We start from the raw sequence: 26,232 nt of genomic DNA, 5'->3' as shown, positions 1-26,232 counted from the left end.
GGCAGTCTTACTATGCCCGGCCGCGCACGGCCCCGGTGCTGGCGGCAGCGTAGAGCCCCCCGTCCGCGCGGTGGCGCGCGGGGTGGCCGGGAAGCGGGTCGCACGTGCCGGCGACGGGGCGGGCGCGGGGTGAACGTGGCGCGGGCGTGGTGCCCTGCGGCCCTCGGTCCGCGCGGGGTTCCCGCTGTTTCACAACGAGTTCTTACCGCGCGGGTCCGCTTTGTCCCGGCCGGTGTGGCGTAGGACGCGGCGCTGCCGGGCGGCTGCGGCGCCGCTCACCAGCCCTTCTCGAAGAGCTGGGCGACCTCGGCGATGCGCGCTTCGTCGCGGCGGTAGTGGGTCCGCAGGCGATGGCGCCGTGTACGCAGCAGGCCGAGCCCCGTGAGGAAGTCGAGGTGGGCGGCGACGGTCCGGCGGGGCAGGCCGAGGCGGGCGGCGACGGCTCGCGCGGTGACCCCGGTGCCGGCGGGGTCGCGGTGGCGGCGCGCCTCGGGGAAGTGGGCCGCCGGGTCCTTGAGCAGTTCCAGGACGGTCTGCCGTACGCGGCCCGAGGCCCTCCCCATCATGTGTCCGCCTCCGCTGCCGGGCTCCTCGTGCGCCGCGTCCCACTGTGGCGCAGGCGGGGCCGCCGTGTCCGCGTCTCGGTGTCCGTTGTCCGGTACCGGCCCCTCCGCGCGGGCGGCCCGAGGACCCGGGCGGCGGGGTGTGGAGAGGGGGTGCGGCGGGGCCGCGAGGGGCCTCGGACCGGTACTACTTGCACACTCAAGGAGTGGCTGGATCGGTGCTACGGTGCGGGTATGGCAGTCAAGACGGCCGACGCCCGGCTGGAAGAACGGTGGCGGGGCATCCTCGCGATCCACGCGCGCACCCTGTGCGAGATCGACCGCGTCCTGCATCCGCACGGGCTCGGTGCCAGCGACTTCGAGGTGCTGGACATCCTGGCCGCCGAGTCTCCCGCCGAAGGGGATCAGTGCCGGGTGCAGAACCTGGTCGGCCGGGTCCATCTGAGCCAGTCCGCGCTGTCCCGGCTGATCGGCCGCCTGGAGAAGGAGGGCCTGGTCAAGCGCTCGGTGTGCGCGGAGGACCGGCGCGGGGTGTGGGTCGCGCTCACCCGCAAGGGCCGCGAGCTGTACGCCGAGGTACGTCCCCTGCAGCGTGCCGTGCTGGAACGGATGCTGGCCGGGGAGGACTGAGCCGCCTGGCACATATGGGCTCAGCACGTGTGGGCTTGGCACGTGTGGGCTCGGCACATGTGGGCCGCGGACGTATGGGCCGCGCACATGTGGACCCGGCACATGTGGGGACACCACGTGTGTGCCCACCCCACAAGACGCACCCCCCTCCCCCGAAGCGGAGCCGCCCCCGCGAGCGCGGCCCCGCCTCCGAGTGGTCCGCTCATCGCGCGAGCAGCGTCCGCACTCCCTGCGACGTGAGCGTCAGCCCGTGCTCGGAGCTGCCGTCGATCGTGAGCGAGAGTTCCTCCTCCGGCCACTGGGCGGCGAGGGCGCCGAGCTGGATCAGCCGGTAGCGGGAGATGGAGGGCAGCAGCCCGGCCATCTCGATCTCCGAGGTGAAGACGGGGACCACCTGCTCGCCCCCGGGCTGTTCCAGGACGGGCAGGGCGACCGTCGAGGAGTCGGCGCCCTCCATCTCGGCGGCGTCGTCCGGCATCGGGACGAGCACGTCGCTGTGCGCGAGGGTGTCCAGCGCCGCCTCGTCGGCGGTGTTGACAGCCAGCACGTCGAGAGCCTGCTGAGCCGGCGTCTGGTGGTCGTCGTGAGCGGGTGTCTCCATGGCACATCCCCAGGTAGAGCGGTCGTACGGCCGCGCACGCGGGCGGGAGCCCGGCGCGCTCCCGCGCCGCGTACCCCCTCGGGCGCGGACCATGCGTGCGATTCCCCGGACGGCGCAACGCACGTCCGTGCCCGCCGGCCGGCCCGCCCGGGTGTCAGGGCAGGTCCCGCGCGCCCAGGTCCCCGGTGGTGACGACACGGACGAGGGGCCCGTACAGCTCCAGCAGGCGCAGGGTCTCGCGGTGGGCGCGGTCGTCCACGCCCGCGCAGGCGTCCGCGACGACCAGGACCTCGGTGCCCGCGTCGGCGGCGGCCAGGGCGGTGGTCAGCACGCAGCACTCGGTGCTGACGCCCGCGAGGACCAGCGGCTCCCCCGGTCCCAGGCGGGCGACGAGTCCCGGGGTCCACTTGCCGAAGGTCTCGGTGTCCAGGGTCGGGCCCGCGAGGTCCGCGAAGTCGCCGGCCAGCCGCCACAGCGGGGCGTCCGGGGGCTGGAGCGCGAAGGGCCAGCGGGCGTAGTAGGCGCGCCAGGCTCCGGTGGGCAGGGCGGGGGCGAGGAAACGGGTGAAGACGGTGCGGCCGGTGAAGGCGGGCAGCAGGCGCCGTACGCCCGCCGCGGCGTCGGCGAAGCGGGGTACCGCCCAGGGGCTGTCGGGGTCGGCGAAGACGTGCTGCATGTCGATGACGGCGAGCAGACCGGCGGGCGCCGATGCCGGGGCGGTCATACGGCGCGGCCCCCTTCGTACGGCGGGCTCGGCGGCGCCGCCTCCTGTGCGCGTACCCGGCTCCGGCCGAGCAGCAGGGTGCCGAGGAAGGAGAGGGCGAGGGCGACGAGGACGCCGAGGTTGGCGTACGCCCACTGGCCCGACTTGCCGCCGAGGCCGAAGGGGCCGAGCAGATAGCCCTGCCAGGTGAGCCAGCCCGCGGCGGTGTTGGTGACCAGGCCCCAGCCGACGGCGGTGGCGCCGACGGTGAGGACGAGGGGCACTGCGGGCGCGTCCCCGTAGCGGCCGTCGGGGCGGTAGAGGTCGCCCTCGTCGTAGTCGCGGTGGCGCAGGGCGAGGTCGGCGAGCATCACCCCGCACCACGCGGCGATGGGCACGCCGAGGGTGGTGAGGAACCCCATGAACTCGCCGAGGAAGGCCCCGCCGAAGAACACGATGTAGATGGAGCCGGCGATCATCAGGACGCCGTCGAGGAACGCGGCCAGATAGCGGGGCACCCGCAGTCCGGCGGAGAGCAGGGCGAGGCCGGAGGAGTAGATGTCGAGGACGGCGCCGCCGACCAGGCCGAGGACGGCCACGAGCGCGAAGGGGACCAGGAACCAGGTGGGCAGGATGGTCGTCAGGGCGCCGATGGGGTCGGCGGCGATGGCGTCGCTCAGCTTGTCGGAGGAGCCCGCGAGCAGCAGGCCGAAGACCAGCAGGAGCAGCGGGGCCGCCGAGGCGCCGAAGGCGGTCCAGCCGATGACGCCCCGGCTGGAGGAGTCGCGGGGCAGGTAACGGGAGTAGTCGGCGGCGGCGTTGACCCAGCCGAGGCCGAAGCCGGTCATCACGAACACCAGCGCGCCGATGAACTGCTGGGCGGAGCCCGTCGGGATGGCGCTGACGGTGGCCCAGTCGATGTGGTCGGCGACCAGGGCGATGTAGACGACGGTGAGCACGCCGGTGACGAGGGTGATCACCGTCTGGATCCGCATGATGAGGTCGAAGCCCATGACACCGCCGACCACGGTGAGCGCGGCCACCACGAGAAGGGCGACGGCCTTGGTCTCGGTGCCGCCGCCCCAGCCGAGCCGGGCGAAGACGGTCGCGGTGGCGAGGGTCGCGAGGGTGGCGAGGACGGTCTCCCAGCCGACGGTGAGTATCCAGGAGACGACGGACGGCAGACGGTTGCCGCGTACGCCGTAGGCGGCCCGGCTGAGGACCATGGTGGGGGCCGAGCCGCGTTTTCCCGCGACCGCGATGAGGCCGCAGAGCAGGAAGGAGACGGTGATGCCGAGCACTCCGGCGACGAGGGCCTGCCAGAAGGAGATGCCGAAGCCGAGCGCGAAGGCGCCGTAGCTGAGCCCGAGGACGGAGACGTTGGCGCCGAACCAGGGCCAGAACAGGGTGCTCGGGGTGCCCTTGCGGTCGGCGTCGCCGATCACGTCGAGGCCCTGTGTCTCCAGATGGATCTGGCGGTCGGCTCCGCTGTGGCGCGGGTCCTGCGGATGCGTCATGTCGGCCTGCCTGTCCTGACGTGTCGTGCCAGAGGCTAGGCGCGGGCGCCGGGGGATACAAGGAATGACCCGGACCCGCCGCGTCCTGGGGGCGGGTCCGGGCGGTCCGGCCGGCTGTCCGGCGCCTGCGTGTGCCCTGCTGCCCGTCCGCCCTACTCCATGGCACGCAGCGTGGGGGCGGCGAGTTCCACGGGTCCTGCGGCCTGGGTGCTCTTGCAACTGTCGTGGCAGTCCTTCTCCAGGCTGCAGCACAGGGAGCAGACCGTGCCCCGGTGGAAGGGGCAGTGGGCCATGTCGGGCCGCTCGAAGGCGGTGTCGCACACCGTGCAGTCGAGCGTTATGGGTGCGTCGGACATGTGGGGCTCGCCCATGTGCGCCGCAGCCACGTGCCCCGCAGCCACATCCGCCACGACCACAGGCGCCGCAACCATGTGCGACTCGCCCAAGTCATCCACCCGCGCTATGTAGTACCGCCCCTTCGTCACCACCGCGAACAGCGGCGACAGCACCATGGCCAGCACCAGCGCCACGAACGGCGAGAAGGCCTTGCCGTACGCGCCGAAGGCACCGAAGTACGCGGCGATGGACACCGCCGAGGCGATCAGCATCGAGCCGAAGCCGACCGGGTTGAAGTGGTGGAGGTGGGCCCGCTTGAACTCAATGTACGACGGGCTCAGTCCGAGCGGCTTGTTGACGACCAGGTCGGCGACGACGGCGCCGATCCAGGCGATGGCCACGTTGGAGTAGAAGCCGAGCACGGTGTTGAGGAAGCCGAAGACGCCGAACTCCATGAGGGCGAGCGCGATGCCGACGTTGAGGAAGATGTAGACCACGCGCCCGGGGTGACGGTGCGTCAGCCGGGAGAAGAAGTTGGACCAGGACAGCGAACCGGAGTACGCGTTCGTGGAGTTGATCTTTATCTGGGAGAGGATCACGAAGAACGTGGCGAGTCCCAGGGCGACGGGCGCGGCGAAGGTGCCGAACCCGTGGACGTACTGCTGGATCGGCTCGTTGGCCATGCCGAGTCCGACGCTGCCGGCGATGTAGAAGGCGAGGAAGGCGCCGCCGATCTGCTTCAGCGCGCCGAGCACCACCCAGCCGGGCCCGGCGCTGAGGACGGCGGCCCACCACTGCCTGCCGTTGGCCGCCGTCCTGTCGGGCATGAAGCGCAGGTAGTCGACCTGTTCCCCGATCTGCGCGATGAGGGAGAGGGCCACACCCGCGCCCGCCCCGACCCCGATCATGCTGAGGCTGGAGCCGGTGGGCGAGTTCCCGGCGAAGTGGGTGAACTTGCCGAACTTCTCCGGCTCTTGGATGGCGATGGAGACGAACGGCGCGACCATGAGCACCAGCCACACGGGCTGGGTCCACACCTGCATCCGGGAGAGCGCGGTCATGCCGTAGACGACGAGCGGCAGGACGACCAGGGAGCAGATGACGTAGCCGAGGGCGAGCGGGATGTGCAGGCCGAGTTCGAGGGCCTGCGCCATGATCGAGCCTTCGAGGGCGAAGAAGATGAAGGTGAAGCTGGCGTAGATGACCGAGGTGAGGGTCGAGCCGAGGTAGCCGAAGCCCGCGCCCCGGGTCAGCAGATCCATGTCGATCGAGTACTTGGCGGAGTAGTACGAGATCGGGATGCCGGTGAGGAAGATGACGACCGCGGCCGTCAGGATGGCCACCATGGCGCTGGTGAAGCCGTGGGAGACGGCGATGGAGCCGCCGATGGCGAAGTCCGCGAGGTAGGCGATGCCGCCGAGTGCCGTGGTGGCCACGACGTAGGGGCTCCAGCGGCGGAAGGACTTCGGCGCGTAGCGCAGCGAGTAGTCCTCCAGGGTGTCGTTGCGGGCCCACTCGTTGTAGGTCCGGCTGCCGGGCGGGGCCGGTGGGGCCTGCTGGTCGACGATCTCCGTCACGGCTGATCCCTCTCCGTCGGCCGCTCCGGACTGTCCGGAGGCGTGCTCGGAAGGGTCGCGGCCGGCGGTTTCTCCGCCGTTTCGGCGCCCTTACGGGGAGGTTCCCGGGTGGACCGGCGGCGTAAATCCTGGTCGGGGCGCGACGGCGGACCGCCATTGCTTCACCGTACACACATCTGCATAATGGAGTTATGCATAAGCGGGTTATGGACTCCGGCGGGCCGGGGCACGACGCGTCGGCCGACGATCTGATGATCGCCGTGGAGCATCTGGTGCGCTATGTGCGCCGCAGCGCCACGGCGGGCGGGCTGAGCACCGCCGCCTCCTCCGCGCTGGGCCGGCTGGGCCGCGAGGGGCCGCAGCGGCTGACCGAACTGGCCCGGGCCGAGAACGCCACCCAGCCCAACATGACCCAGCTCGTCACCCGTATGGAGCGCGCGGGCCTGGTGCGGCGCACCGCCGACCACACCGACGGCCGGGGCGTCCTGGTCGAGGTCACCGAGACCGGTCTGGAGGTGTTCCGGCGGCGCCGGGCCGAGCGTTCGGAGGCGCTGGGGCTGCTTCTGGAGCGGCTGCCCGAGGAGGAGCGGGCGGCGGTCCGTACGGCGCTTCCGGCGCTGGCCCGCGCGATCGAGGAGGACGGAGCGCACTGACGCCGGGCCGCTCCCCCTTGCCGGAGCCGAAGGCGCCCGCCCGCACCCGTACACAACGCGCAACTCCCCTTCCGTTCCATCACCTTGAGGTCTCTGTCCCCGTCACGTCATGACTGGAGAGAAGCGGTAATGACTGCACCGCATGGAAAGGCCGCCAGCCCGTTCAGGCAGCCGAAGGCCGTCTGGGCCGTCGCGTTCGCCTGTGTCATCTCGTTCATGGGCATCGGTCTGGTGGACCCGATCCTGCCCGCCCTGGCCAAGAACCTGCACGCCACCCCCAGCCAGGTCTCCCTGCTGTTCAGCAGCTATCTGATCGTCACCGCGGTCGCGATGCTGGTCGTCGGCTGGTTCTCCGGCCGGTTCGGCGCCAAGCGCACGCTGGTCATCGGTCTGGCGATCATCGTCGTCTTCGCCGCCCTCGCCGGGTGCAGCGGCTCCATCAACGGCATCGTCGGCTTCCGGGCGGGCTGGGGGCTGGGCAACGCCCTCTTCATCGCCACCTCGCTGGCCGTCATCGTGGCCTCCGCGAGCGGCGGTTTCGGCGGCGCGATCATCCTGTACGAGACCGCGCTCGGCCTCGGGATAGCCGTCGGGCCGCTGCTGGGCGGGGAGTTGGGGGCTATCAGCTGGCGCGGGCCGTTCTTCGGCGTCGCCGTGCTGATGGCCGTCGCCCTGGTCGCCACGCTCGCCTTCGTACCGTCGCTGCCGAAGCCCGCCCGGCCCACCTCACCGCTGGCCCCGCTCAAGGCGCTGCGCCACCGGGGCCTGTTGACCATGGGCATCATGGCGCTGCTGTACAACTGGGGCTTCTTCACCATGCTCGGCTACGCGCCGTACCCCATGGAACTGGACGCCCACCGGCTCGGGTTGGTCTTCACCGGCTGGGGTCTGCTGGTCGCGGCGTTCAGCGTGTTCTTCGCCCCGCGTCTCCAGGCGCGCTTCGGTACGGCGCCGGTGCTGTACGTCAATCTCTTCTGTCTCGGTGTCGTCATGGCGGTCATCGCGGCCGGGGTGGACAGCCCGGCGGTGGTGATCACGGCAGTCGTGGTCTCCGGTGCCTTCATCGGGATCAACAACACGCTCACCACGCAGGCCGTCATGCTGGTCTCCCCCGTGGAACGCCCGGTGGCGTCCTCGTCGTACGGCTTCCTGCGCTTCATCGGCGGCGGCCTCGCGCCTTATGTGGCAGGCAGGTTGGCCGAGGCGACCGACCTCAGCGTGCCGTTCTACCTGGGTGCCGCCACGTTCCTGCTGGCGATTCCGGTGCTGGCCGGCGGGCACCGGCTGCTGCGTCAGGCCGAGGAGCGCCCGGAGGAGGGCGCGCCGCTGACGCCGTCGCTCACCGCCGTGGGCACTCCGGCCACGACGGACGTGCCGCCGGTGGTCGTCGCGGTGGGGGCCCACGAGGGGGCCGGCGCGATCGTGGACGCGGCCGCCCGGCTGGCGCGCGAGTCCGGCAGCCCGCTGGAGGTGGTGCACGTGCACGAGACGGCCGTGGTGGAGGAGCAGGCGGCGGAGACGGAGAGTGCCGGGAAGGCGCGGGCCGCCGTCGCCGCGCACCTCGACCGGCTCGCCGCGCACGGCATCGCCGCCACCGGGCAGGTGCTCACCAGCGTGGGCGACCACGCGGCGGCGGGCCGGGTGCTGGCCGAGCACGCCGCCCGGGTGGGCGCCCGCAGCGTGGCGGTGGGCCGCTCGCCGCGCGGGGCGCTCGCCCAGTTCGCGGACGGCAGCCTGACCGCCGCGCTGACGCACGCCGCGGCCTGCGACGTGGTCCTGGTGGCGGACGACGGACTGCCCCGGCAGCTGACGACGGCGACGCTCAAGGAGCTGCGCGACAGCGCGGTGTGAGAGCGCCGAGGGGCCCCGGTGCGCAGGACGCGCGCCGGGGCCCGACTCATGTGCCGCACAAGGGATGTGCCGGGTTCAGCGCCCGATCAGCTCGGCCACCTGCGACCGTACGGTCTCCCACGCCCCGGCCACCTCGCCGACCGGCGTCGCCCGCAGCGCGCGCAGGGGTTCGCGGGGGTCGGCGCCGCACTCGGTGGACTCGCTGAGGACCTCGTAGCCGTCGCGGACGGCGACGCACAGGCGGTAGCGGTCGCCGCCGAGGGCGTGCAGCGCGGAGGCGACGACCAGCGGCGGGGGTCCGCCCGGCTCGCCGGGGAGTTTGCGATAGGCGCTCGCGACCGGCGTGCGCCAGCGCAGGCTGAGCAACACCGGGCGCTTGGCGAGGACTTCGGCGAAGTCGGTCTCGTAGACCCCGTCGGCGGTGAGCACCTTGGCCCGGGCCTCCAGGACGAGCGCGGCCGGGAGCAGACAGCGCAGGCTGCTGCCCGCTATGTTGCCGCCGACGGTGGCCGCGCGGCGCACGGCCCCGGTGCCGACCGATCCGGCCGCCAGGCGCAGCACCTCGGGGACGCGCTCGTCTATGCGGTGCAGGACGACGGCGCCGCCCAGTTCCTCGCGGCCGAGCACGTTGGCCTCGGGGAGTTCGCGCAGCGACATGGCGTGCGCGGGGAATCCGTCGCGCTGCCAGGTGGCCCAGACCAGCGTCGCCCCGCCTACGGGGACGGCTCCTTCGGCGAGATGTCCTCGCGCTTCGGACACGGACGTGGGCAGACGCAGCAGCACGTGGCCAACCTGCCTTCCTGGGAAGCCGGGCGGCCGGGGAACGGCCGTTCGCCTTTCGACACGGCGCATTCTCGCCGCTCGGCGGGGGGCGCGTCCAGGGCTCATGCAAACAGGGCGTGCGCCCCTTTGCCGGGGGCGCACGCCCTGAGGTGACGGACCGTCAGGCCCTAGCGCCGGGAGCGTACGAGCAGGTACAGGAAGTACGGCGTCCCGATGACGGCCGTCATCAGACCGGCGCCGAGCTGCGCCGGGGCGATGACGGTGCGGCCGAGGAGGTCGGCCGTGCAGACCAGTACGGCGCCCAGGAGGATCGCGACCGGGATGACGCGCGCGTGCCTGCGGCCCACCAGGGCGCGGGCGGCGTGCGGGGCGACCAGGCCGACGAAGCCGATGGTCCCGGCGGCGGCGACGGCGGTGGCGCCGAGCAGCACGGCGACCACCAGCAGGCCGAATCTGGCCGGTGCGGTGCGCAGTCCGAGCAGCCGGGGCGTGTCGTCGTCCAGCGCGACCAGGTCGAGTTCGGTGCGCCGTACGACGGCGACGGCGGTGCCGAGCACCAGCGCGCCGCCCACGGGCAGGGCGTCGGTGAGCGTACGGCCGTAGGTGGAACCGGACAGCCAGGTGAGCGCCTTGGTGGCGTTGAACGGGTCGGTGAGCACGATGAGCAGGCTGATGACCGCGATGGCGGCGGTGGACACGCCGATGCCGACCAGGACGAGTCTGCTCTGCCCGAAGCCGCCGCGCGCCGCGAGCCCGAACACCACCAGGGAGGCGAGTGCCGCGCCCGCGAAGGCCGCCCCGGCGATGCCCCAGGACCCCGCGACCGGGACGGTGGTCACGAGCAGGACCGCGCCGAGGGCCGCGCCGCCGGAGACGCCGAGGATGCCGGGTTCGGCGAGCGGGTTGCGGGTGACGGCCTGCACGAGGGTGCCGGACAGGGCGAGGGCGGCGCCCGCGAGGAGTGCCGCGACGACGCGCGGTACCCGGGTGTCGAGGACGAAGCCGACGGCCTGACCCGCTTGTCCCTGGGCCCAGTTGGCGACGTCGCCGAGGAGGAGCTTGGTGTCGCCGAGCAGGACTCCGGCGATGGCCACCGCGACGAGTACGGCGACGAGTACGGCGACCGTGGCGAGGAAGGCGGTGCGGCTCGGGATGCGCAGCCGCTCGGGTGCGGCGGCGCCGGTGGTGTCGCGGACGCGCAGGGCCATGCCGACGAGGAACACGGCGCCGAGCAGGCTGGTGACGACGCCGGTCGGCACGGCGACGGAGAGCTCGGTCGACATGGACGCGCGCAGCAGCACGTCGGCGCCGAGCACGAGTCCCGCACCTGCCAGTCCGGCGACGGGCAGGTTGGCCCGGACCCGGACGAACGGCCGCAGCCTGCGGGCCAGGGGCCGTACCAGGGCGGGGGCGCACAGGCCGACGAAGCCCACGGGTCCGGTCAGGGTGACGGCCGCGGCGGAGAGCAGCGCGGCGCACACCACCACGGTGGTCCGGGTGGCGCGGACCGGGACGCCGATGCCGCGCGCGGCCTCGTCGCCGAGGGCGAGGGCGTCAAGGCGGCGGGCGACGAGGAGCAGTCCGAGGAGTCCGGCGGCGGCGACGGGTGCCATCTGGAGCACGCCGTCGAAGCCGTTCTGGCTGATGCTGCCCTGGTTCCAGAGGTAGAGGCCGTGGGTGCGCTCGGGGAAGAGCAGCAGCAGGGCGTCGGTGACGGCGGACAGGCCGAGCGAGAGGGCGCTGCCCGCGAGGACGAGCCGTACGGTGCCCGCGCCGGGTCCGGCGAGCGAGAGGACGACGGCCGCGGCGGCGAGTCCGCCGGCGAAGGCCACGCCGGAGGAGGCGAACAGGGGCAGGGTGGCCCCGCTCACGCTGAGCACGCCGAGCCCGAGGTAGGAACCGGCGTTGACGGCGAGGGTGTCGGGCGAGGCGAGCACGTTGCGGCTGACGGTCTGCAGGGCGGATCCGGCCATGCCGAGGGCGGCTCCGGCCAGCAGCCCGGCGGCCGCGCGGGGCAGCCGGGAGGCGATGACCACGGAGGCGTCGGCCTCGTCGGCGCGGCCGGTGAGGGCCTTCCAGACCTCGGACGCGCCGACGGAGGAGGTGCCCTGCGTGATGTCGAGGACCGCGAGGACGGCGACCAGGCACACGAGCAGGGCCGCCACCGCGACCGCGCCCGTCCTGTTGCCGTCCGCCGGTGCCGCGGCGGTCGGGGCTGTTGCGGTGGCGGCCATGGCGCTACTTCGTCAGGACGGTGACGACGGCGTCGACGTACGCCTGCATGGACTTCGGGCCGCCGAACATCCAGATGCCGTCGGGCAGCTGGTGCACGTCGCCCTTCTTCACGAACGGCAGCGACTTCCAGGCGGCGTTCTTGGCGAGGTCCTTCTTGAACGGGTCGGTGCCCTCGCTCTCGTTGCCGATGTAGGCGAAGCGGGCGTGGCCGACGGCGGACAGGCCCTCGACGTCGGTGGCGGCCAGGCCGTAGGCGGCGTCGCCCTTGAGCTTCCAGGCGTTCTTCAGGCCGAGGCGCTCGTTGACGGCGCCGATGAGCGAACCGCTGGTGTAGGGGCGGATGGAGACCTGGTTGGAGGCGACGTAGCCGTCCGCGAAGGCGATGGAGTCACCGGCGTGCCCGGAGGCGGCGAGCTTCTTCCTGCCCTCGGCGAGCGTGGCGTCGAACGCCTTGTTCACCTCGGTGGCCTGGGCGGTGGTGCCGGTGGCGCGCGCGATCAGGTCGAGGTTGGTCTTCATCTGCCCGATCTGGTCGGACGCCTTGGCGGAGCGCACCTCCAGCACCGGGGCTATCTTGCGCAGTTGCTTGACGGCGGCGGCCGGCAGGTCGGTGGTGGCCACGATGAGGTCGGGGGAGAGCGAGGCGATGGTGTCCATGCTGGGCTCGCCGCGGGTGCCGATGTCCTTGGGGGCGCCCTTGAGGGGGGCGGCGGTGTCCCACGCCTTGTAGCCCTTGACGTCGGCGACGCCGACCGGGTCGACGCCGAGCGAGACGAGGCTCTCCACGACGTTCCACTCGGTGCCGACGACCTTCTTGGCGGGGCCGTCCAGCTTGACCTTCGCGCCGGTGGCGTCGGTCAGGGTGATGCTCTTGGCGGACTTGCCGGAGTCCTTGGCGGCGGGTTCGGTGGTGCCGCAGCCGGCCAGGGCGACGGTGGCCGCGGACAGGGTGGCGAGGGCGATGAGGTGGCGTCTCATGAGGTGGTACTGAGCCTTCCGGTGCGTGCGTGGTGACGGCCGAGGGCGCGGGTGCGCAGGCGGCCCGTCAGGGGGTCGGTGTCGACATCGATACGGATGCCGTAGGTCTCGGTCAGGCGCTCGGACGTGAGGACGTCCTCGGGCCGGCCGTCGGCGACGACGCGTCCCGCGCTGAGCAGGGTGACGCGGTCGGCGACGGCGGCGGCCTGGTCCAGGTCGTGCAGGACGGCGCCGACGGCGATGCCGTGCTCGTCGGCCAAGTCCCGCATCAGGTCGAGCAGTTCGACCTGGTAGCGCAGGTCGAGGTAGGTGGTGGGTTCGTCGAGGAGGAGGACTCCGGTGTCCTGGGCGAGGCAGCTCGCGAGCCAGACGCGCTGGAGCTGGCCGCCGGAGAGGTGCTCGGCGCCCCGGTCGGCGAGCTCTTCGAGGTCGGTGAGGGCGAGCGCGTGGCGTACGGCGTCCGCGCCGTGGGGGTCGGCCCGGGACCAGCGGCCGCGGTGCGGGTAGCGGCCGAACTCCACGATGTCCCGTACGGTCAGCCCGCTCGGGGTGGGGCGGCCCTGGGTCAGCAGGGCGACGCGGCGCGCGAAGTCACGGGCGGTCAGGGCGAGTCCGTCGAGCGGCTCGTCGATCCGGCCGTCAGGAGCGGCGTCGCCGTCGTCCGCCTTGCCTCCCTCGTACCCCTCATCCCCCTTGCCGCCGAGCGTGAGCACGGCGGAGCGGGGGCGCTGGAGCCGGGCGAGGGTGCGCAGCAGCGTCGACTTGCCGCTGCCGTTGGGGCCGACCAGGACCGTGACCTCGCCCGGTCGCAGCGTGATCGCCGCGCCGTGCACCACGTCCGTGCCGCCGTACGCCACGGTCACGTCGTGCGCGGCCAGCTGGTGGCCGCGCATACGGGGGGCCTCGGGTTTCTCTTCTCCGGAACTCACGAAGGAAGGTTAGCCTATCCTTACCTGTGCTGGTCAGCCCCGGTGCGCCACCGCTCCCCCCGGCGTCAGCGCCCGGGCCAGGTGTCCGGGTTCCAGAGCCCCGAGCGGCGCAGCGACTGCGGGCAGTGCAGGTAGATCTCGTCGATGTCGAGGACGAGCGCGAGCAGCGGGCGTCTTCCGTCGCGGGTCATCGCGTCGAAGAACGGCGCGTCGGTCAGGATGCGGGCGCGTCCGTTGACCCGGAGGACGTCCGTGCCGCCCGGGACGAGGTAGAGCAGTCCGGCGTGCGGGTTCTCCAGGATGTTGTGGAAGCTGTCGGCCCTGCGGTTGCCGAGCCGGTCGGGAATGGCGAGGGTCGAGGGCCCGAGGATGTGCGTGAACCCCGGTCCGTCGCCGCGCGGCGAGACGTCGCAGTTGCCCCGGCTGTCGGAGGTGGCGAGCAGACAGAAGGGCGAGCGGGCGAGGATGTCCCGGTCCTGGTCGTCGAGTTGGCCGTGCACCTTGTCGATGACGAGCGGGAACGGCTCGCCCAGCAGGGTCCGCAACTCCTCCCTGGAGCCCAGCTCCACATATCCGTCGGCGCCGGTGGGACGGGGCGCGGTCGTGTCGATGGTCTGGGACAAGCGGACTCCCGGGATTGGTGCGGTGAGCTGCATGTTATCCGACATTAGGTTTGGCTTACCTAAGTTGAAACCGACCCGTGATGGTGCGCGGACGCCGGTGGGGTGCCGCGGCCTGTGATGGGATGGCCGCGAAGACCGTTCCACCGTGGCGCACGGAAGGAAGTGGGGCAAGGCGATGAGCGACCGGGTCATGAGCATCCGCGATCTCAACCGGGCAGTCCTGGAACGCCAGTTGCTGCTGCGCCGGGACGAGCGGTCCGTGACGGAGGCGCTCGGCCGGCTGGTGGCGCTCCAGGCGCAGGTGCCCAACGCCCCTTACGTCGGCCTGTGGTCGCGGCTCGACGGGTTCGGCAAGGCGGATCTCACCGGGCCGATGGAACGGCGCGAGGTGGTACGGGCCACCCTGCTCCGGGCCACGCTCCAGGTGATGACGGCCGAGGACTACCTGCGGCTGCGCACCTCGCTGCGCCCCGCCCTCGTCAAGGCGATGCGCGGCTTCATGGGCAGGCGGGCGGAGGGGCTGGACCTCGATGAACTGGCCTTCGAGGCACGCGAGTTGCTGGACCGGCGCCCGTACGCTCTCGGCGAGCTGGGCGAGGCCCTGCTGACGTCGTACCCCGAGCGCGACGCCCCCGCGCTCGCCTACATCGCGCTGCGCTGCGCGCTGCCCGCGGTGCAGCGGCCGCCGGGCGGTTCCTGGGGTTCGGGGTCGAGCGCCGCCTATGTGACGGCGGACGCGTGGCTGGGCGCCGGCGGCCACGGCACCGAGGAACCCGAGGAGTTGGTGCGCCGCCACCTGGCGGCGTTCGGCCCTGCCCACGCCAAGGACATCCAGGTGTGGTCCGGGCTGACGGGTCTGGCGGCGGTCCTGAAGCGCATGCGCGGGGAGCTGACGGTACTGCGCGACGAGAACGGCACGGAACTGTTCGACCTGCCGGACGCGCCCCTCCCCGATGGGGACACCCCGGCTCCGGTCCGGCTGCTCCCCGAGTACGACAACCTGCTGCTCTCCCACCACGACCGCACCCGCGTCATCCCCGACGAGCACCGGCCCCGGGTCTTCCGCCCCGGCGGCCGCGTCCTGCCCACGGTCCTGCTCGACGGCTTCGTGGCCGGGACCTGGAAGACGGAACGGCAGCGCTCCGGGACCCGCCTGACCGTGACCCTGTTCGCCGGCGTGCCCCGGCGGGACCAGGACGCGGTGGCCGGGGAGGCCGCGCGGCTGCTGGAGTTCATCACCGGGGAGCCGGGGCATCCGGTGGAGCTGGTGACCGGGAGCTGATCCCCAACCCCTCGCGGGCGTCGAGCAGTTCGTCGAGATGAGCCTCCGCCCAGGCACGCGCCGCGTCCAGCAGCGGGAGCAGGCTCCGCCCGAGCGGGGTCAGCGCGTACCGCACGTCCCGCGCGGGTCCCACATGGACGGTGCGGACCACGAACCCGTCCCGCTCCAGCGCCCGCAGCGAGCGGGTGAGCACCTTGGCCGTGATGTCCCCGAGCGGCACCCGGAGTTCGGAGAAGCGCCGGGGACCGCCCTCCAGACACCGGAGGATCATCCCGGCCCACTTGTCCCCCACCCGGAACGGCATCAGACCGGAGGGGCAGAGCGGGTCGAACATCTCCGGATCCAGGGGCTCGGTCACAGGGTCACGGTAGCGCCGGACGAGGTGTCCCGGAGGTAACCAGGGCCTCAACTACCTTGCCCGGGGCACGCCGTAGAGCACGGTGGGCGACGACGCGAGGTGGTCGGGCATGAGCGAGGTCATCGTTTTCGGAGCGGGCGGGCGCATCGGCCGGGCGGTGGCCGGCGAGGCGCTGCGCCGGGGCTGCGGGGTCACGGCGGTCGTCCGAAACCCGGACCGGCATGGGGACTTGGGGGCCGGCGGGGTGCGGCTGCGGGCCGGGGACGTCACCGACGCCGACGCGGTGGCCCGCCTGGCCGCCGGTCACGACACCGCGATCCACGCCGCGTACGACGCCGGTTCCCCTCCCGGGGTCTTCTTCCCGGCCGCCGCCCGGGCGCTCCTGAGCGGCCTGACGCAAGCGGGGGTGGGCCGCCTGCTCGTCGTCGGTCTGTCGGCATTGCTGGAAACCCCGGACGGTGTACGGCTGTTGGACACCCCGGCCTTTCCCCCGCAGTACCGGCCGTTCGCCCTCGACCATGCCGCCGGAGCGGCCGTGCTCCACGACTCCCCCGCCTCGCTGGACTGGCTGGTCGTCAGCCCGGCCGGCGACTTCGGTCCCGACGCCCCCCGCCACGGCGGCTACCGTCTCTCCCCGGCCGACCCCGCCTCGCGCGTATCCCCGGAGGACTTCGCCCTCGCTCTCCTGGACGAGACCGGCTCCCCGCGCCATCACCGCGTACGGATCGGTGTCGCGCCGCAGCGGCCGTAGTACGCGGGGCTCACGGAACCCGCGCCACCCCCACATAGATCCCGCTCTCCTCTTCCTCCGCCCCCTCGGCGCCCCGGCGCCACTCCGGCGCCGTCACCAGACCCGGCTCCACCAGCTCCAGGCCGTCGAAGAAGCGCAGCACCTCCGCCCGCGTGCGGAAGGCGAGCCGGATGCCGGCCTTGGCGTACTCCTGCGTCACCTGGGCGGAGAGTTCCGGGTAGATGTCGGAGGAGGCGTGGGAGAGGACGAGGTGACTGCCGGAGGGGAGGGCCGTGAGGAGGTTCCGCACGAGGGTGTAGGGCTTCTGGTCGTCGCCGAGGAAGTGGAGCAGGGCGATCAGGGAGAGGGCGACGGGGCGGTCGAAGTCGAGGGTGCGGCGGGCGCGCTCGATGATCGCGTCGGTGTCGCGGACGTCGGCCTGCACATAGTCGGTGGCGCCCTCGGGGCGGCCGGTGAGCAGTGCCTCGGCATGGTGGAGGACGAGGGGGTCGTTGTCGGTGTAGACGACCCGGGCGCTCGGGACGACGCGCTGCACGATCCGGTGGAGGTTCGGCTCGGTGGGGATGCCGCTGCCGAGGTCCAGGAACTGGTCGACGCCCTGCCCGGCGAGCCAGGCGACCGCGCGGTGCATGAACGCACGGTTCTGCCGGGCGCCGTCGCGTGCCTCGGGCGGCAGCATCTTTCCGACGGCCTCGTCCACCGGATAGTTGTCCTTGCCACCCAGCAGCCAGTCGTACACGCGCGCCGGATGGGCCACGCTCGTGTCGATCTGCCGGGGGTCGGGGGTGCCGGTGGTCATGACGGCCTCCGTCGCGCGAAATTGGCCGGATGAATGCTGACGATCACCGAGTGTCGCACATCATCAGGCAAGGTTTGTACGGGAGTTGAGCACTCCGGATGTGACGGCGGGGACTTCCGCGAGCGGGCGCGGGCGCCGTCTTCCAGCACCGTCGCGCAAAAGCCGGGGGCAGTTCGTTCACCCCTCACACAAACGTAGATCATGCCCCTGTCAATTACATCCCGACTGTTTCGATCACATACCCGGCACGCTTCGACGCGTAACCGACCCTGACCCCCAGGGCTCGAAAGTATGAGCTGATAATTTGTGAAGCTCGCGAGCAGATGTTGGACCAGGGGGAAAGAAAAAGGGCACTGGTGCCGTGGTTACCGGTCACCGTGTCCGCCCAGTACGTCTGCCCACGCGAGCACCACCGAGCGGGGAGGAGACTCTGTCGTGACCGAGGCAGGGCAGGGGGCGGACGCCAGGGACGGCGGCCGGCGCGGACACGGACGGCGCGCGGCGTCGAAGCGGCCGTGGGGACGCAAGGGGCGGGACGCTGACCACGCCGCCCCGGCGGACCACGACGACACGCCGGTGTCCGGCGATGCCTCGGACGGAACGGCCGAGGACGGCGCGGCCCACGACAGCGCGGCCCACGACGGCCCGGCGCACGACAGCCCGGCCAAGAACGGCGCGGCCGCGAAGGGGACCGGGTTCGAGCCCGAGGCCACCATGCAGCTCCGGGTCGCCTCGATCCGCCCGGACGAGACCATGCAGCTCAAAATCGTCTCGCCGCCCTCTGACGAAACGATGCAGCTCGCCCTCCCCGCCGTCCCGAAGAGCCGGAAGAGCGGGGCCGAAGCCGCCCCACCCGGCCGTCGCACCGGGAAACCGGCCGGACGCCTCGCCGTCGTGACGGTCCCCGTACTCGCCGCCCTCGCCCCCGTCACCCGCGTGCTCGCCCCCTACGCCGAGAAGGCCGCCCCGTACGCCCGCCGGCTGCGGCCGGTCTATCCGCGCCCCGGCCGCGAGGACTGGCGGCGCTGGATACCCTCCTGGCGCCAGTGGCTCGCCGCCGTCCTCGGCGGTGTCGGCCTGACCGGCCTCTTCCTGACCGTGGCCTACGCGACCACGGACATCCCGACCAACCTCAACTCGTACGCCACCCAGCAGGACAACGTCTACTTCTGGTCCGACGGCACCCCGATGGCCCGTACCGGCTGGGTGCGCCGGCAGGCGATGCCGCTGAAGGACATCCCCGAGGGCGTGCGCTGGGCGGTCCTCGCGGCGGAGAACGAGAGCTTCTACACCGACCCCGGAATCTCGGTCAAGGGCATCACCCGCGCCGTGTGGCGCACGATCGGCGAGGGTGACACCGAGGGCGGCTCCACCATCACGCAGCAGTACGTGAAGAACGTCTACCTCACGCAGAACCAGACGGTGAGCCGCAAGATCACCGAAGCCATGATCTCCCTCAAGCTCGACAACCGGATGAGCAAGGACAAGATCCTTGAGGGCTACCTCAACACCAGCTGGTTCGGGCGCGGCACCTACGGCATCCAGCGCGCCTCGCAGGCGTACTACGGCAAGGACGTCAGCAAGCTCAACCCGAGCGAGGCCGCCATGCTCGCCTCGCTGCTCAAGGGCGCGGGGCTGTACGACCCCACGCTGAGCAAAGCCAACCACCAGCGGGCCGTGGAGCGCTGGAACTGGATCCTCGACCGCATGGTCAAGATCGGCAAGCTCTCCCCCGCCGAGCGCGCCAAGTACACCAAGTTCCCCGAGCCGCTGAAGACCTCGCAGGTGTACGACACCGGCAAGCAGAGCGACTACCTGGTGGAGCTGGCCTCGCAGTACGCGAAGAAGGCCGGGCACATCTCGGCCCGCCAGTTCGACCTGGGCGGCTACCAGATCTACACCACCTTCGACCGCGAGCGGGAGAGCAAACTGACCGCCGCCGTCGCCAAGGCCCGCCAGGAGGCGGCGAAGAAGGACCCGAAGGGCGCCAAGTCCGCCCACTACGGCGCGGCCTCGGTGGCCACCGACGGCCGGATCGTCGCCGTCTACGGCGGCCCCGACCACCGCAAGCAGGGGTACAACGAGTCCAACGCGACGACCGTGCCCGCCGGTTCGGCCTTCACCCCGTTCGTGTACGCGGCGGGCCTGGAGCACGGCGTGATGAAGACCCGCGAGGGCACCCGCACCCCGGTCGGCCCCGACTCGGTCTACAACGGCGACGACGGGGTGCCCGTCACCACGCCCGAGGGGCCGTACTGGGACCGCAGCGGACGCAAGGTCGCCGCGCACAACGACGGCGAAAAGTCCTACGGACCGCTCTCCCTGCGCCAGGCGCTGGCCAAGTCGGTGGACACCCCGTTCATGCAGCTCGGCATGGACACCGGCCTCAAAGAGGTGACCACGACCGCCAAGGAGGCCGGGCTGCTCGCCTCCAGCATCGGCCCGCAGGTGCCCGCGCTGTCGCTGGGCAACTCCACGCCCAGCGCCATCCGCATGGCCAGCGGGTACGCCACCTTCGCCGGGAACGGGGTGCACACCGAGCCGTACTCGGTGCGCCGTATCACCCGCAACGGCGCCCGGGTCCCGCTGACCGCCCCCGACCGGCGCCGGGCGGTGCGGGCGGAGGTCGCCCAGCAGGTCAGCGAGGCGCTCGCGGACAACTTCCGCGCCGCGCACCCCACGGCGGCCGCCACCGTCCCCGCGGCCGGCAAGGACGGCACCACCGACAAGGACACGGCCCTGTGGTACACGGGCAGCCTGAAGTCGGTGTCCACGGCCGTCGTCGTCTACCGCATCGACCTGTCCGAGAGCCTGGAGCCACTGCCGCTCGAAGGCGTGGCCGGCACCACGGCCGACAGCGTGCCCTTCGGCATCTGGTCGAGCGCCGTGGGAGCCGGCTGACCCGGAGGGCCGTCACCGGCCGCTCCCTCCCCCCGACTTGTCACCCGCCACCCGCACCGGAGATTGAGTCCGTATGAAGTCGAGCTCAGGCCGCCGCCGCAAGGAACGCACCACCCCGCAACGCGCCGTGGGGCCCGGCGCCATCGCCGTGGCCCTGCTGCTGGTGGCCGGGTCCACGGTCGGCGGGTATCTGCTGCTGTCCAACGAGGACGGCACCGCCTCGGCCGTCTCCTCGGCCAAGCAGCCGGACACGGCCAAGGAGCAGAAGTGGGACGGGAAGACGAAGGTACTGGGGGACGGCTCGACGTCCTACACCGGCCCGCAGAAGGACGAGTTGAAGCCGGTCCGGCTCAAACCCGGTGAGAAGCCGCCCCAGTTCGTCGTCTTCTCCTGGGACGGCGCGCTGGAGGGCAGCGACCATCTCTTCTCCCACTACCGGGAGCTGGCCAAGCAGTACAACGCCCACATGACGTTCTTCCTCACCGGCATCTATCTGCTGCCGAAGACGAAGAAGGACCTCTACCACCCGCCGCAGCACGGGGTGGGCGCCGCCGCCATCGACTACGCGACCGACGAGCACATACGCGAGACGCTGGAGCAGCTGCGCAAGGCCTACGACGACGGCAACGAGATCGGCACGCACTTCAACGGGCACTTCTGCGGCGCCAAGGGCGGCGGCGACTGGAGCGTCAAGGAGTGGCGCAGCGAGATCGACCAGTTCTACTCCTTCGTGGAGAACTGGAAGACCAACACGGGTTACAAGGACATCCCGCCGTTGCCCTTCGACTTCAAGAAGGAGGTCACCGGCGGCCGGGCGCCCTGCCTGGAGGGCCAGGCGAACCTGCTCAAGGCCATCAAGCCGCTCGGCTGGCGCTACGACGCCAGCTCCGCCGGTGACTTCCAGATCTGGCCGACGAAGAAGAACGGCATCTGGGACTTCCCGCTGCAGATGCTGCCGTACGAGTCGGGCAAGTTCCAGGGCCTGTCGATGGACTTCAACTTCCTCTACAACCAGTCCAAGGGCGAGACCCACGGCGACCCGGCCGAGTACCCCAAGTGGGAACAGCAGACGGTGGATTCGTACATGGCGGGCTTCAACCGCGTGTACTACGGCAGCCGTGCGCCGCTGTTCATCGGCAACCACTTCGAGGACTGGAACGGCGGCATCTACATGAAGTCCATCGACCAGGTCATCAAGAACGTCTGCACCAAGAAGGGCGTCAAGTGCGTGTCCTTCAAGGAGCTGGCGGACTGGATGGACGTCCAGACGCCCGAGACGCTGGCCGGGCTGCGCAGCCTGGACCCGGCGCAGTCGCCGGACTGGTCCGCGGTGGTCAAGTGACGTTTGAAACGGTCTGGTTCCACTTGTGCACACCTTCTTCACACCCGCCCCGGGCGGCATGCGAAGATGCGTTCGCCCGGTCTCTGTAACCGGAGTCCCGGTCTGTGTACCGGAGTAGAGGGGAACATCATTGAAGTCGAGAAAACTGAGCCGTAAGCGCAGTCGTGCCGCCATAGTGTCGGCCGCAGCTGCTTCGGTGGTCGCGGGCGTCGCGCTCGTGCCCAACTGGAGTGCGGGAGCGGCGGTCACCGACGACCCGACCGTGGACGCGGCCACCAAGGCGACCTTCCAGAAGCTGGCGGACGCGGTCTTCACCGACCGCACCCAGGCCCTGGTCGGTGGCACCACGCAGAGCGCGCCGCAGCAGCGCACGCACCGGTTCTCCGGCGATGTGCGTCTGTCGGGCGCGCAGACGCGGCAGGAGAAGACCGCGCTGAGCCAGCTGCGCGGCCGCAAGGACCGTCTGGCGAAGCTGGGCGAGCAGTACAGCGCGGGCAGCACGACCGTGAAGCTGGACGCCACGCAGGTCAAGGGCCGCCGTGCCACGGTGGACGTCACCGAGACGACCTCCCTGACCTACAAGCGGGTCCAGGCCAACCAGCCGAAGACCACCGGCTTCCAGGCCCACCACGAGCTGACCTTCAAGGCGGACGACAGCGGCAACTGGCAGCTGACCGACGTCAAGGACACCGACGACGGCTACCTCGCCGTCAACCAGGTGGCCAAGCCGGAGGTCGCCAAGCCGGCCACCGCGGCCGACGACGACAACCCGCCGGACGCGCCCAAGTCGGCCACCACGCGGCCCGCGCCCGCGAACCCGAAGAACATGACGGCGTCGGGCTACGACTACAACGCCATGGTCGCGTACGCCACGAAGTACTGGAACAACTACAACACCGACTACCCCGACTTCAACGGGGCCGGGGCCGGCGGCGACTGCACCAACTTCGTCAGCCAGTCCCTGAAGGCGGGCGGCTGGAAGCACGTCCCCGGTTACACGAACGACTTCCACAAGTGGTTCGGCACCAAGGACATCCAGTCCGACTCCTTCGTCGGTGTGAACGAGTTCTCCTGGTTCGCCCTGTCGTCCAAGCGCGTCACCCCGCTGGCCAACGTGTTCCAGGCCGACATCGGTGACGTGATCCAGATGGACTTCAACAAGGACGGGTCCAAGGATCACACGATGATCGTCACCAAGCGGGACGCCCAGGGCGTGCCGTACGTGACGTACCACTCCACCAACACCTACAACAGGTCGGTGGCGTCCCTCGTCGCGTCGTACCCGACGGCGGCGTTCTACGCCTACCGCACCTGATCACCGGGTGTACCGGCCGGGAACGGCGTCCTCGTGGGCGCCGGTCCCGGCCATGACGAAGGCCCCCGCCTCGCGCGGGGGCCTTCGTGCGTCCGGCGGCGGTCCGTCAGGGGGCCGTGCGGGCGGCGATGTCCTCGGCGCACTCCGTCAAGGCCGTTGCCTGGGCGCGCAGTTGGTCGGCCTCGGTGAGGATGACGGTGGCGGCGAGGGAGACGGCGAGCAGCGGGCCGCGCCGGGGCGTGCCGGGCAGCGCGACCGCGAGCGAGCGGACACCGATCTCGTTCTCCTCGTCCACCTCGGCCCAGCCCCGCTCGCGCACGCGGTCGAGCTCGGCGCGCAGCACATCAGGGTCGGTGACGGTGCGCGGGGTGACGGCCGGGAGCGGGCCCCTGAGCAGTTCCTCGCGCTGCGCGTCGGGGAGCCGGGCGACGAGCGCCTTGCCGAGCGAGGTGGCGTGCCAGGGGTTGCGGGTGCCCTCGGCGCTGCGCAGCTGGAGGTGCTGGGTGCCCTGGACGGTGAGGACGAGGAGCACGTCGGCGCCGTCGAGGACGCCCGCGATGACGGGGAGTCCGGTGCGGGCGGCCAGCCGGCCCATGGGTCCGGCGGCGGCCGAGTAGCCGGCGTCCGAGCGCTGGAAGCCCCGGGAGAGTTCGAGGACGCGGGAGCCGAGGGCGTAGCGGCGGGCGTCCTCGTCGTAGGTGGCGAACCGTTCCTCGACCAGACGGCCGAGGATGCGGTGGGCGCTGCTGACGGGGAGGCGGGCGGCACGGGCGGCGGCGCTCACACCGAGTCCGGCCGGGTGCTCGGCGAGCACGCTCAGCAGGCGCAGTCCCCGGCCCAGCATGTCGTCGCCGGATGGTGTGGTCACCGTGTGGTCCTCCGTGGTGGGGCGGTTGTGGGGTGCGGGGGTGGCTCTCCGGGCGGCGGCCGGGGCGGGTGGCCCGGCCGCCGCTTGGACGATCACCGTACCGGGGCGGGCCGGACGGTGGCCTTCGGCTCGGGGACGGCGAGGGTGAGGGCCGCCGCGGTCAGGGCGCAGACCGCCATCAGGACGAAGGCGCCCGCGTCGCCGAGCTGCGTGCCGCGCACCCAGCCGACCAGGTACGTCCCGGCGAACGAGCCGAGCGCGCCGAAGGAGTTGACCAGCGCGACCGCCGCGCCCGCGACGCCGGGCGGGGCGAGCGTGGAGACGAGGGCGAAGTAGGGGCCGTACGGCGCGTAGAGGCACAGGCCCGCGACGACCAGGAGGGCCAGGGCGACGGGGAAGTTGTCGCCGGCCGCGTAGGAGGCGAGCAGGGCGAGTCCGCCGCCGGCGAGCCAGGGCCAGACGGCGGCGCGGCGGCGCCCGCTGCGGTCGGAGAGCCGGGAGTTGAACAGCATGGCGGCGGCCGCGCAGGCGTAGGGGATGGCGGTGAGCAGCCCGGTGGCGCCGATGCCCTCGCCGGAGCCCTTCTTGATGATGGCGGGCAGCCAGAAGACGAAGCCGTACATGCCGAAGGACCAGAAGAAGTACTGGGCGGCCATGAGGAGGACGCGGGATGAGCGCGCGACACTCGTGTACTGCTCGCGCAGCGTGCCGGCGACGGGCTGTGCCGTGGTCCGCTGTTCGGCCAAGTCGGCTTCCAGGTAACGGAGTTCTTCCTCGGGGAGCCGCGCCTGCTCGGGGCGGTCCTTGATGAGCCACAGGCAGGCCAGACCCCACAGGATCGAGGGGACGCCCTCGGCGACGAACATCACGCGCCAGTCGGAGACCGACACCAGCCAGCCGGAGACGGCCGACAACCACATCACGGTGACCGGATTGCCCAGGATGAGCACGGTGTTGGCGCGTCCGCGCTCGCCGCGGGTGAACCAGCGGCTGAGCAGCATCACCATCGACGGCAGGACCGCGCCCTCGACCACCCCGAGCGCGAAGCGCACCGCGATCAGCTGCGCCGGGCTGCTCAACAGGCCCTGGATCACGGCGAGTACGCCCCAGGTCACGGTGGACCAGGCGACCAGGCGGCGGGCGCTGCGCTGCTCGGCGTAGATCGTGCCGGGTATCTGGAAGAAGAAGTAGCCGAGGAAGAAGGACGCGGCGATCAAGGAGTCGGTGCCGGCCGACAGATGAAGCTCGTCGGCCATGCCGCCCGCCGAGGCGATGGCGTAGTTGGACTTGTCGAGGTACGCGAGCGAGTACGTGACGAAGGCGACCGGCATCAGATACCGCGCGCGTGCCGAACGCCAGAACCCGGTGGGCGCCGCCTCGGGCACCGCGGTCTCGGTGGCAGGTGACGTCGCTGTCATTCCTGCACCCCCTGTTTTCCGTGAGGTGGAAAGTGTTTCACTGGACGGGAAGAACCGTACGAGAAGGAGACCCCGTTGACCAGAGCTGTGCACGACTCCGCCACCGACGTGCTTCTCCCCTGGGCCGGCCTCGACCGCCGGCACGGCGCCTGGCCCGAGGGCGTGCGGACGCACGTCTGGGACGGGGTGACCCCGGACAGCGAGCCGGACGCGGCGACGCTCGCGGGCGTCGGCCTGTGGGTCATGCCCTACGCCGTTCCCGACGCCGTACGGCTGCTGCCCCGGCTGCCGCACCTCAGGGCCGTGCAGTCGCTGAGCGCCGGGGTCGAGAAGCTGCTCCCGCTGCTGCCGCCCGGTGTCGCCCTGCACAACGGGCGCGGGCTGCACGACGCCTCCACCGCCGAGCACGCGCTCGGGCTGATCCTCGCCGCGCAGCGCGACCTGCCGCAGTGGGTCGCCGACCAGGCCGCCGGACGCTGGGAGCCGCACTTCACCCGCTCGCTGGCGGACGCGCGGGTCACGATCGTCGGCTACGGCTCGATCGGCGCCGCCCTGGAACAGCGGCTGCTGGCCTGCGAGGCCCAGGTCACCCGGGTCGCGCGGCGGGCCCGTCCGGAGCAGGACGTGCACCCGGTCGCCGAGCTGCCCGAACTGCTCCGCAGCACCGACATCGTCGTCCTGGTGCTGCCCGAAACGCCGGAGACGGAAGGGCTGTTGGGCGCGAGGGAGCTGGCCGCGCTGCCCGACGGCGCGCTGGTCGTCAACGTGGGGCGAGGGCGCACCCTGGACACCGGAGCGCTGCTCGCGGAGACCGCCGGGGGCAGGCTGCGCGCGGCGCTCGACGTGACCGACCCGGAGCCCCTGCCCGCGGACCACCCGCTGCGCCATGCCCCGGGCGTGCTGATCACCCCGCATGTCGGGGGCGGTTCCGCCGCGTTCCGGCCGCGCGCCGAGCGGCTGATCGTGGAGCAGGTGCGCCGCTTCGCCGAGGGCCTGCCACTGCTCAACGCCTTCCCGCGCGGCTGACGCACCGCGCGCCGTGGCCCGGACCGTACGGGCCACGGCGCGCGCGTTCGCGGACGCGCGTTCCCGGAATCGGGCGCGGTCGTGTGTGGGCACCTCACATGTGGAAACCCGTACGGACGACGGTGGCGGGCGCCATGTGCGTACCGCTCATCGGCCTGACGACATACGCGATCCTGCCGACGGGTAGGGCCCA

The 26,232-nt window shown here is 71.9% G+C and carries 23 protein-coding genes; 9 read left to right on the top strand and 14 right to left on the bottom strand.

The window, feature by feature from the left end:
• Nucleotides 1-275: 275 nt before the first annotated feature.
• On the bottom strand, nucleotides 276-566 hold the full coding sequence (locus AB0898_RS25865) for an ArsR family transcriptional regulator (RefSeq protein ID WP_366805375.1): 291 nt from the start codon (nucleotides 564-566) through the stop codon (nucleotides 276-278).
• A 231-nt stretch (nucleotides 567-797) separates the two neighbouring features.
• Between AB0898_RS25865 and AB0898_RS25860 the strand changes: the two genes are divergently transcribed.
• Nucleotides 798-1,193, top strand: coding sequence for a MarR family transcriptional regulator (locus tag AB0898_RS25860; protein ID WP_366805374.1), 396 nt, complete (start codon nucleotides 798-800; stop codon nucleotides 1,191-1,193).
• 202 nt (nucleotides 1,194-1,395) lie between these two features.
• On the opposite strand, the gene AB0898_RS25855 is transcribed toward AB0898_RS25860, so the two are convergent.
• The 4 genes from AB0898_RS25855 to AB0898_RS25840 all read right to left on the bottom strand — a co-directional run bounded on the left by AB0898_RS25855 (nucleotide 1,396) and on the right by AB0898_RS25840 (nucleotide 5,927).
• Nucleotides 1,396-1,794: an SseB family protein gene (locus tag AB0898_RS25855; RefSeq protein WP_018546259.1), complete on the bottom strand. Its 399-nt coding sequence runs from the start codon at nucleotides 1,792-1,794 to the stop codon at nucleotides 1,396-1,398.
• A 154-nt stretch (nucleotides 1,795-1,948) separates the two neighbouring features.
• A complete protein-coding gene (locus AB0898_RS25850) occupies nucleotides 1,949-2,518 on the bottom strand; it encodes an isochorismatase family protein (RefSeq protein WP_366805373.1) in 570 nt (189 codons plus the stop codon).
• On the bottom strand, nucleotides 2,515-4,014 hold the full coding sequence (locus tag AB0898_RS25845) for a cytosine permease (RefSeq protein WP_366805372.1): 1,500 nt from the start codon (nucleotides 4,012-4,014) through the stop codon (nucleotides 2,515-2,517). The genes AB0898_RS25850 and AB0898_RS25845 overlap by 4 nt, the downstream gene beginning before the upstream one ends.
• Nucleotides 4,015-4,166: 152 nt before the next feature.
• On the bottom strand, nucleotides 4,167-5,927 hold the full coding sequence (locus AB0898_RS25840) for a hypothetical protein (protein WP_366805371.1): 1,761 nt from the start codon (nucleotides 5,925-5,927) through the stop codon (nucleotides 4,167-4,169).
• 191 nt (nucleotides 5,928-6,118) lie between these two features.
• Between AB0898_RS25840 and AB0898_RS25835 the strand changes: the two genes are divergently transcribed.
• A complete protein-coding gene (locus AB0898_RS25835) occupies nucleotides 6,119-6,580 on the top strand; it encodes a MarR family transcriptional regulator (RefSeq protein WP_366805370.1) in 462 nt (153 codons plus the stop codon).
• A gap of 129 nt (nucleotides 6,581-6,709) precedes the next feature.
• Nucleotides 6,710-8,431, top strand: a complete 1,722-nt coding sequence (locus tag AB0898_RS25830; protein ID WP_366805369.1) for an MFS transporter — start codon at nucleotides 6,710-6,712, stop codon at nucleotides 8,429-8,431.
• Between the two features lie 75 nt (nucleotides 8,432-8,506).
• Here the strand turns inward: AB0898_RS25830 and AB0898_RS25825 are convergent, their stop codons facing one another.
• From AB0898_RS25825 to AB0898_RS25805, 5 genes are all read right to left on the bottom strand, one after another.
• Complete coding sequence (locus AB0898_RS25825) at nucleotides 8,507-9,214, bottom strand: FAD binding domain-containing protein (RefSeq protein ID WP_366805368.1); 708 nt, start codon at nucleotides 9,212-9,214, stop codon at nucleotides 8,507-8,509.
• 167 nt (nucleotides 9,215-9,381) lie between these two features.
• Complete coding sequence (locus AB0898_RS25820; RefSeq protein ID WP_366805367.1) at nucleotides 9,382-11,448, bottom strand: iron ABC transporter permease; 2,067 nt, start codon at nucleotides 11,446-11,448, stop codon at nucleotides 9,382-9,384.
• A 4-nt stretch (nucleotides 11,449-11,452) separates the two neighbouring features.
• A complete protein-coding gene (locus AB0898_RS25815; protein WP_366805366.1) occupies nucleotides 11,453-12,427 on the bottom strand; it encodes an iron-siderophore ABC transporter substrate-binding protein in 975 nt (324 codons plus the stop codon).
• Nucleotides 12,424-13,356, bottom strand: a complete 933-nt coding sequence (locus AB0898_RS25810) for an ABC transporter ATP-binding protein (RefSeq protein WP_407078407.1) — start codon at nucleotides 13,354-13,356, stop codon at nucleotides 12,424-12,426. Before AB0898_RS25810 ends, AB0898_RS25815 begins: the two co-directional genes overlap by 4 nt.
• A gap of 65 nt (nucleotides 13,357-13,421) precedes the next feature.
• On the bottom strand, nucleotides 13,422-14,012 hold the full coding sequence (locus tag AB0898_RS25805; protein WP_366805365.1) for an MSMEG_1061 family FMN-dependent PPOX-type flavoprotein: 591 nt from the start codon (nucleotides 14,010-14,012) through the stop codon (nucleotides 13,422-13,424).
• Nucleotides 14,013-14,124: 112 nt separating this feature from the next.
• Between AB0898_RS25805 and AB0898_RS25800 the strand changes: the two genes are divergently transcribed.
• A complete protein-coding gene (locus AB0898_RS25800) occupies nucleotides 14,125-15,261 on the top strand; it encodes a winged helix DNA-binding domain-containing protein (RefSeq protein WP_366805364.1) in 1,137 nt (378 codons plus the stop codon).
• Here the strand turns inward: AB0898_RS25800 and AB0898_RS25795 are convergent.
• Nucleotides 15,215-15,619 carry a helix-turn-helix domain-containing protein gene (locus tag AB0898_RS25795; protein WP_366805363.1) on the bottom strand — a complete coding sequence of 135 codons (405 nt, stop codon included), beginning with the start codon at nucleotides 15,617-15,619 and terminating at the stop codon, nucleotides 15,215-15,217. The two genes, AB0898_RS25800 and AB0898_RS25795, sit on opposite strands and share 47 nt — an antisense overlap.
• Nucleotides 15,620-15,728: 109 nt before the next feature.
• Here AB0898_RS25795 and AB0898_RS25790 point away from each other — a divergent pair, with 109 nt between their 5' ends.
• Nucleotides 15,729-16,370, top strand: a complete 642-nt coding sequence (locus AB0898_RS25790) for an NAD(P)H-binding protein (protein WP_366805362.1) — start codon at nucleotides 15,729-15,731, stop codon at nucleotides 16,368-16,370.
• A 10-nt stretch (nucleotides 16,371-16,380) separates the two neighbouring features.
• Here AB0898_RS25790 and AB0898_RS25785 read toward each other — a convergent pair whose 3' ends face one another.
• On the bottom strand, nucleotides 16,381-17,169 hold the full coding sequence (locus AB0898_RS25785; RefSeq protein ID WP_366805361.1) for an SAM-dependent methyltransferase: 789 nt from the start codon (nucleotides 17,167-17,169) through the stop codon (nucleotides 16,381-16,383).
• Nucleotides 17,170-17,604: 435 nt separating this feature from the next.
• Between AB0898_RS25785 and AB0898_RS25780 the strand changes: the two genes are divergently transcribed.
• From AB0898_RS25780 to AB0898_RS25770, 3 genes are all read left to right on the top strand, one after another.
• A complete protein-coding gene (locus tag AB0898_RS25780) occupies nucleotides 17,605-20,070 on the top strand; it encodes a transglycosylase domain-containing protein (protein ID WP_407078406.1) in 2,466 nt (821 codons plus the stop codon).
• Between the two features lie 73 nt (nucleotides 20,071-20,143).
• Nucleotides 20,144-21,412, top strand: a complete 1,269-nt coding sequence (locus AB0898_RS25775; RefSeq protein WP_366805360.1) for a hypothetical protein — start codon at nucleotides 20,144-20,146, stop codon at nucleotides 21,410-21,412.
• Between the two features lie 196 nt (nucleotides 21,413-21,608).
• Nucleotides 21,609-22,727 (top strand): amidase domain-containing protein, encoded by a 1,119-nt coding sequence (locus AB0898_RS25770; protein ID WP_366805359.1) that lies wholly within the window; start codon nucleotides 21,609-21,611, stop codon nucleotides 22,725-22,727.
• 106 nt (nucleotides 22,728-22,833) lie between these two features.
• On the opposite strand, the gene AB0898_RS25765 is transcribed toward AB0898_RS25770, so the two are convergent.
• The gene (locus tag AB0898_RS25765; protein WP_366805358.1) at nucleotides 22,834-23,595 is read right to left on the bottom strand and encodes an IclR family transcriptional regulator; all 762 of its coding nucleotides are present in this window, start codon (nucleotides 23,593-23,595) and stop codon (nucleotides 22,834-22,836) included.
• A 92-nt stretch (nucleotides 23,596-23,687) separates the two neighbouring features.
• On the bottom strand, nucleotides 23,688-25,013 hold the full coding sequence (locus tag AB0898_RS25760; RefSeq protein ID WP_366805357.1) for an MFS transporter: 1,326 nt from the start codon (nucleotides 25,011-25,013) through the stop codon (nucleotides 23,688-23,690).
• A 75-nt stretch (nucleotides 25,014-25,088) separates the two neighbouring features.
• On the opposite strand from AB0898_RS25760, the gene AB0898_RS25755 reads away from it, so the two are divergent.
• Nucleotides 25,089-26,039, top strand: coding sequence for a 2-hydroxyacid dehydrogenase (locus tag AB0898_RS25755; RefSeq protein ID WP_366805356.1), 951 nt, complete (start codon nucleotides 25,089-25,091; stop codon nucleotides 26,037-26,039).
• The last annotated feature ends 193 nt before the right edge of the window (nucleotides 26,040-26,232 follow it).

This window comes from Streptomyces sp. NPDC005435, from assembly GCF_040703155.1.
In the GTDB taxonomy this organism is placed as follows: domain Bacteria; phylum Actinomycetota; class Actinomycetes; order Streptomycetales; family Streptomycetaceae; genus Streptomyces.
The sequence above is the reverse complement of the archived record's forward strand: the minus strand, read 5'-3'. Positions and strand labels throughout refer to the sequence as shown.

Coding starts and splice junctions, on each gene's coding strand:
- AB0898_RS25865 (WP_366805375.1), bottom strand. CDS start 566: ATGATGGGGAGGGCCTCGGGCCGCGTACGGCAGACCGTCCTGGAACTG.
- AB0898_RS25860 (WP_366805374.1), top strand. CDS start 798: ATGGCAGTCAAGACGGCCGACGCCCGGCTGGAAGAACGGTGGCGGGGC.
- AB0898_RS25855 (WP_018546259.1), bottom strand. CDS start 1,794: ATGGAGACACCCGCTCACGACGACCACCAGACGCCGGCTCAGCAGGCT.
- AB0898_RS25850 (WP_366805373.1), bottom strand. CDS start 2,518: ATGACCGCCCCGGCATCGGCGCCCGCCGGTCTGCTCGCCGTCATCGAC.
- AB0898_RS25845 (WP_366805372.1), bottom strand. CDS start 4,014: ATGACGCATCCGCAGGACCCGCGCCACAGCGGAGCCGACCGCCAGATC.
- AB0898_RS25835 (WP_366805370.1), top strand. CDS start 6,119: ATGCATAAGCGGGTTATGGACTCCGGCGGGCCGGGGCACGACGCGTCG.
- AB0898_RS25830 (WP_366805369.1), top strand. CDS start 6,710: ATGACTGCACCGCATGGAAAGGCCGCCAGCCCGTTCAGGCAGCCGAAG.
- AB0898_RS25820 (WP_366805367.1), bottom strand. CDS start 11,448: ATGGCCGCCACCGCAACAGCCCCGACCGCCGCGGCACCGGCGGACGGC.
- AB0898_RS25815 (WP_366805366.1), bottom strand. CDS start 12,427: ATGAGACGCCACCTCATCGCCCTCGCCACCCTGTCCGCGGCCACCGTC.
- AB0898_RS25805 (WP_366805365.1), bottom strand. CDS start 14,012: ATGCAGCTCACCGCACCAATCCCGGGAGTCCGCTTGTCCCAGACCATC.
- AB0898_RS25790 (WP_366805362.1), top strand. CDS start 15,729: ATGAGCGAGGTCATCGTTTTCGGAGCGGGCGGGCGCATCGGCCGGGCG.
- AB0898_RS25785 (WP_366805361.1), bottom strand. CDS start 17,169: ATGACCACCGGCACCCCCGACCCCCGGCAGATCGACACGAGCGTGGCC.
- AB0898_RS25775 (WP_366805360.1), top strand. CDS start 20,144: ATGAAGTCGAGCTCAGGCCGCCGCCGCAAGGAACGCACCACCCCGCAA.
- AB0898_RS25760 (WP_366805357.1), bottom strand. CDS start 25,013: ATGACAGCGACGTCACCTGCCACCGAGACCGCGGTGCCCGAGGCGGCG.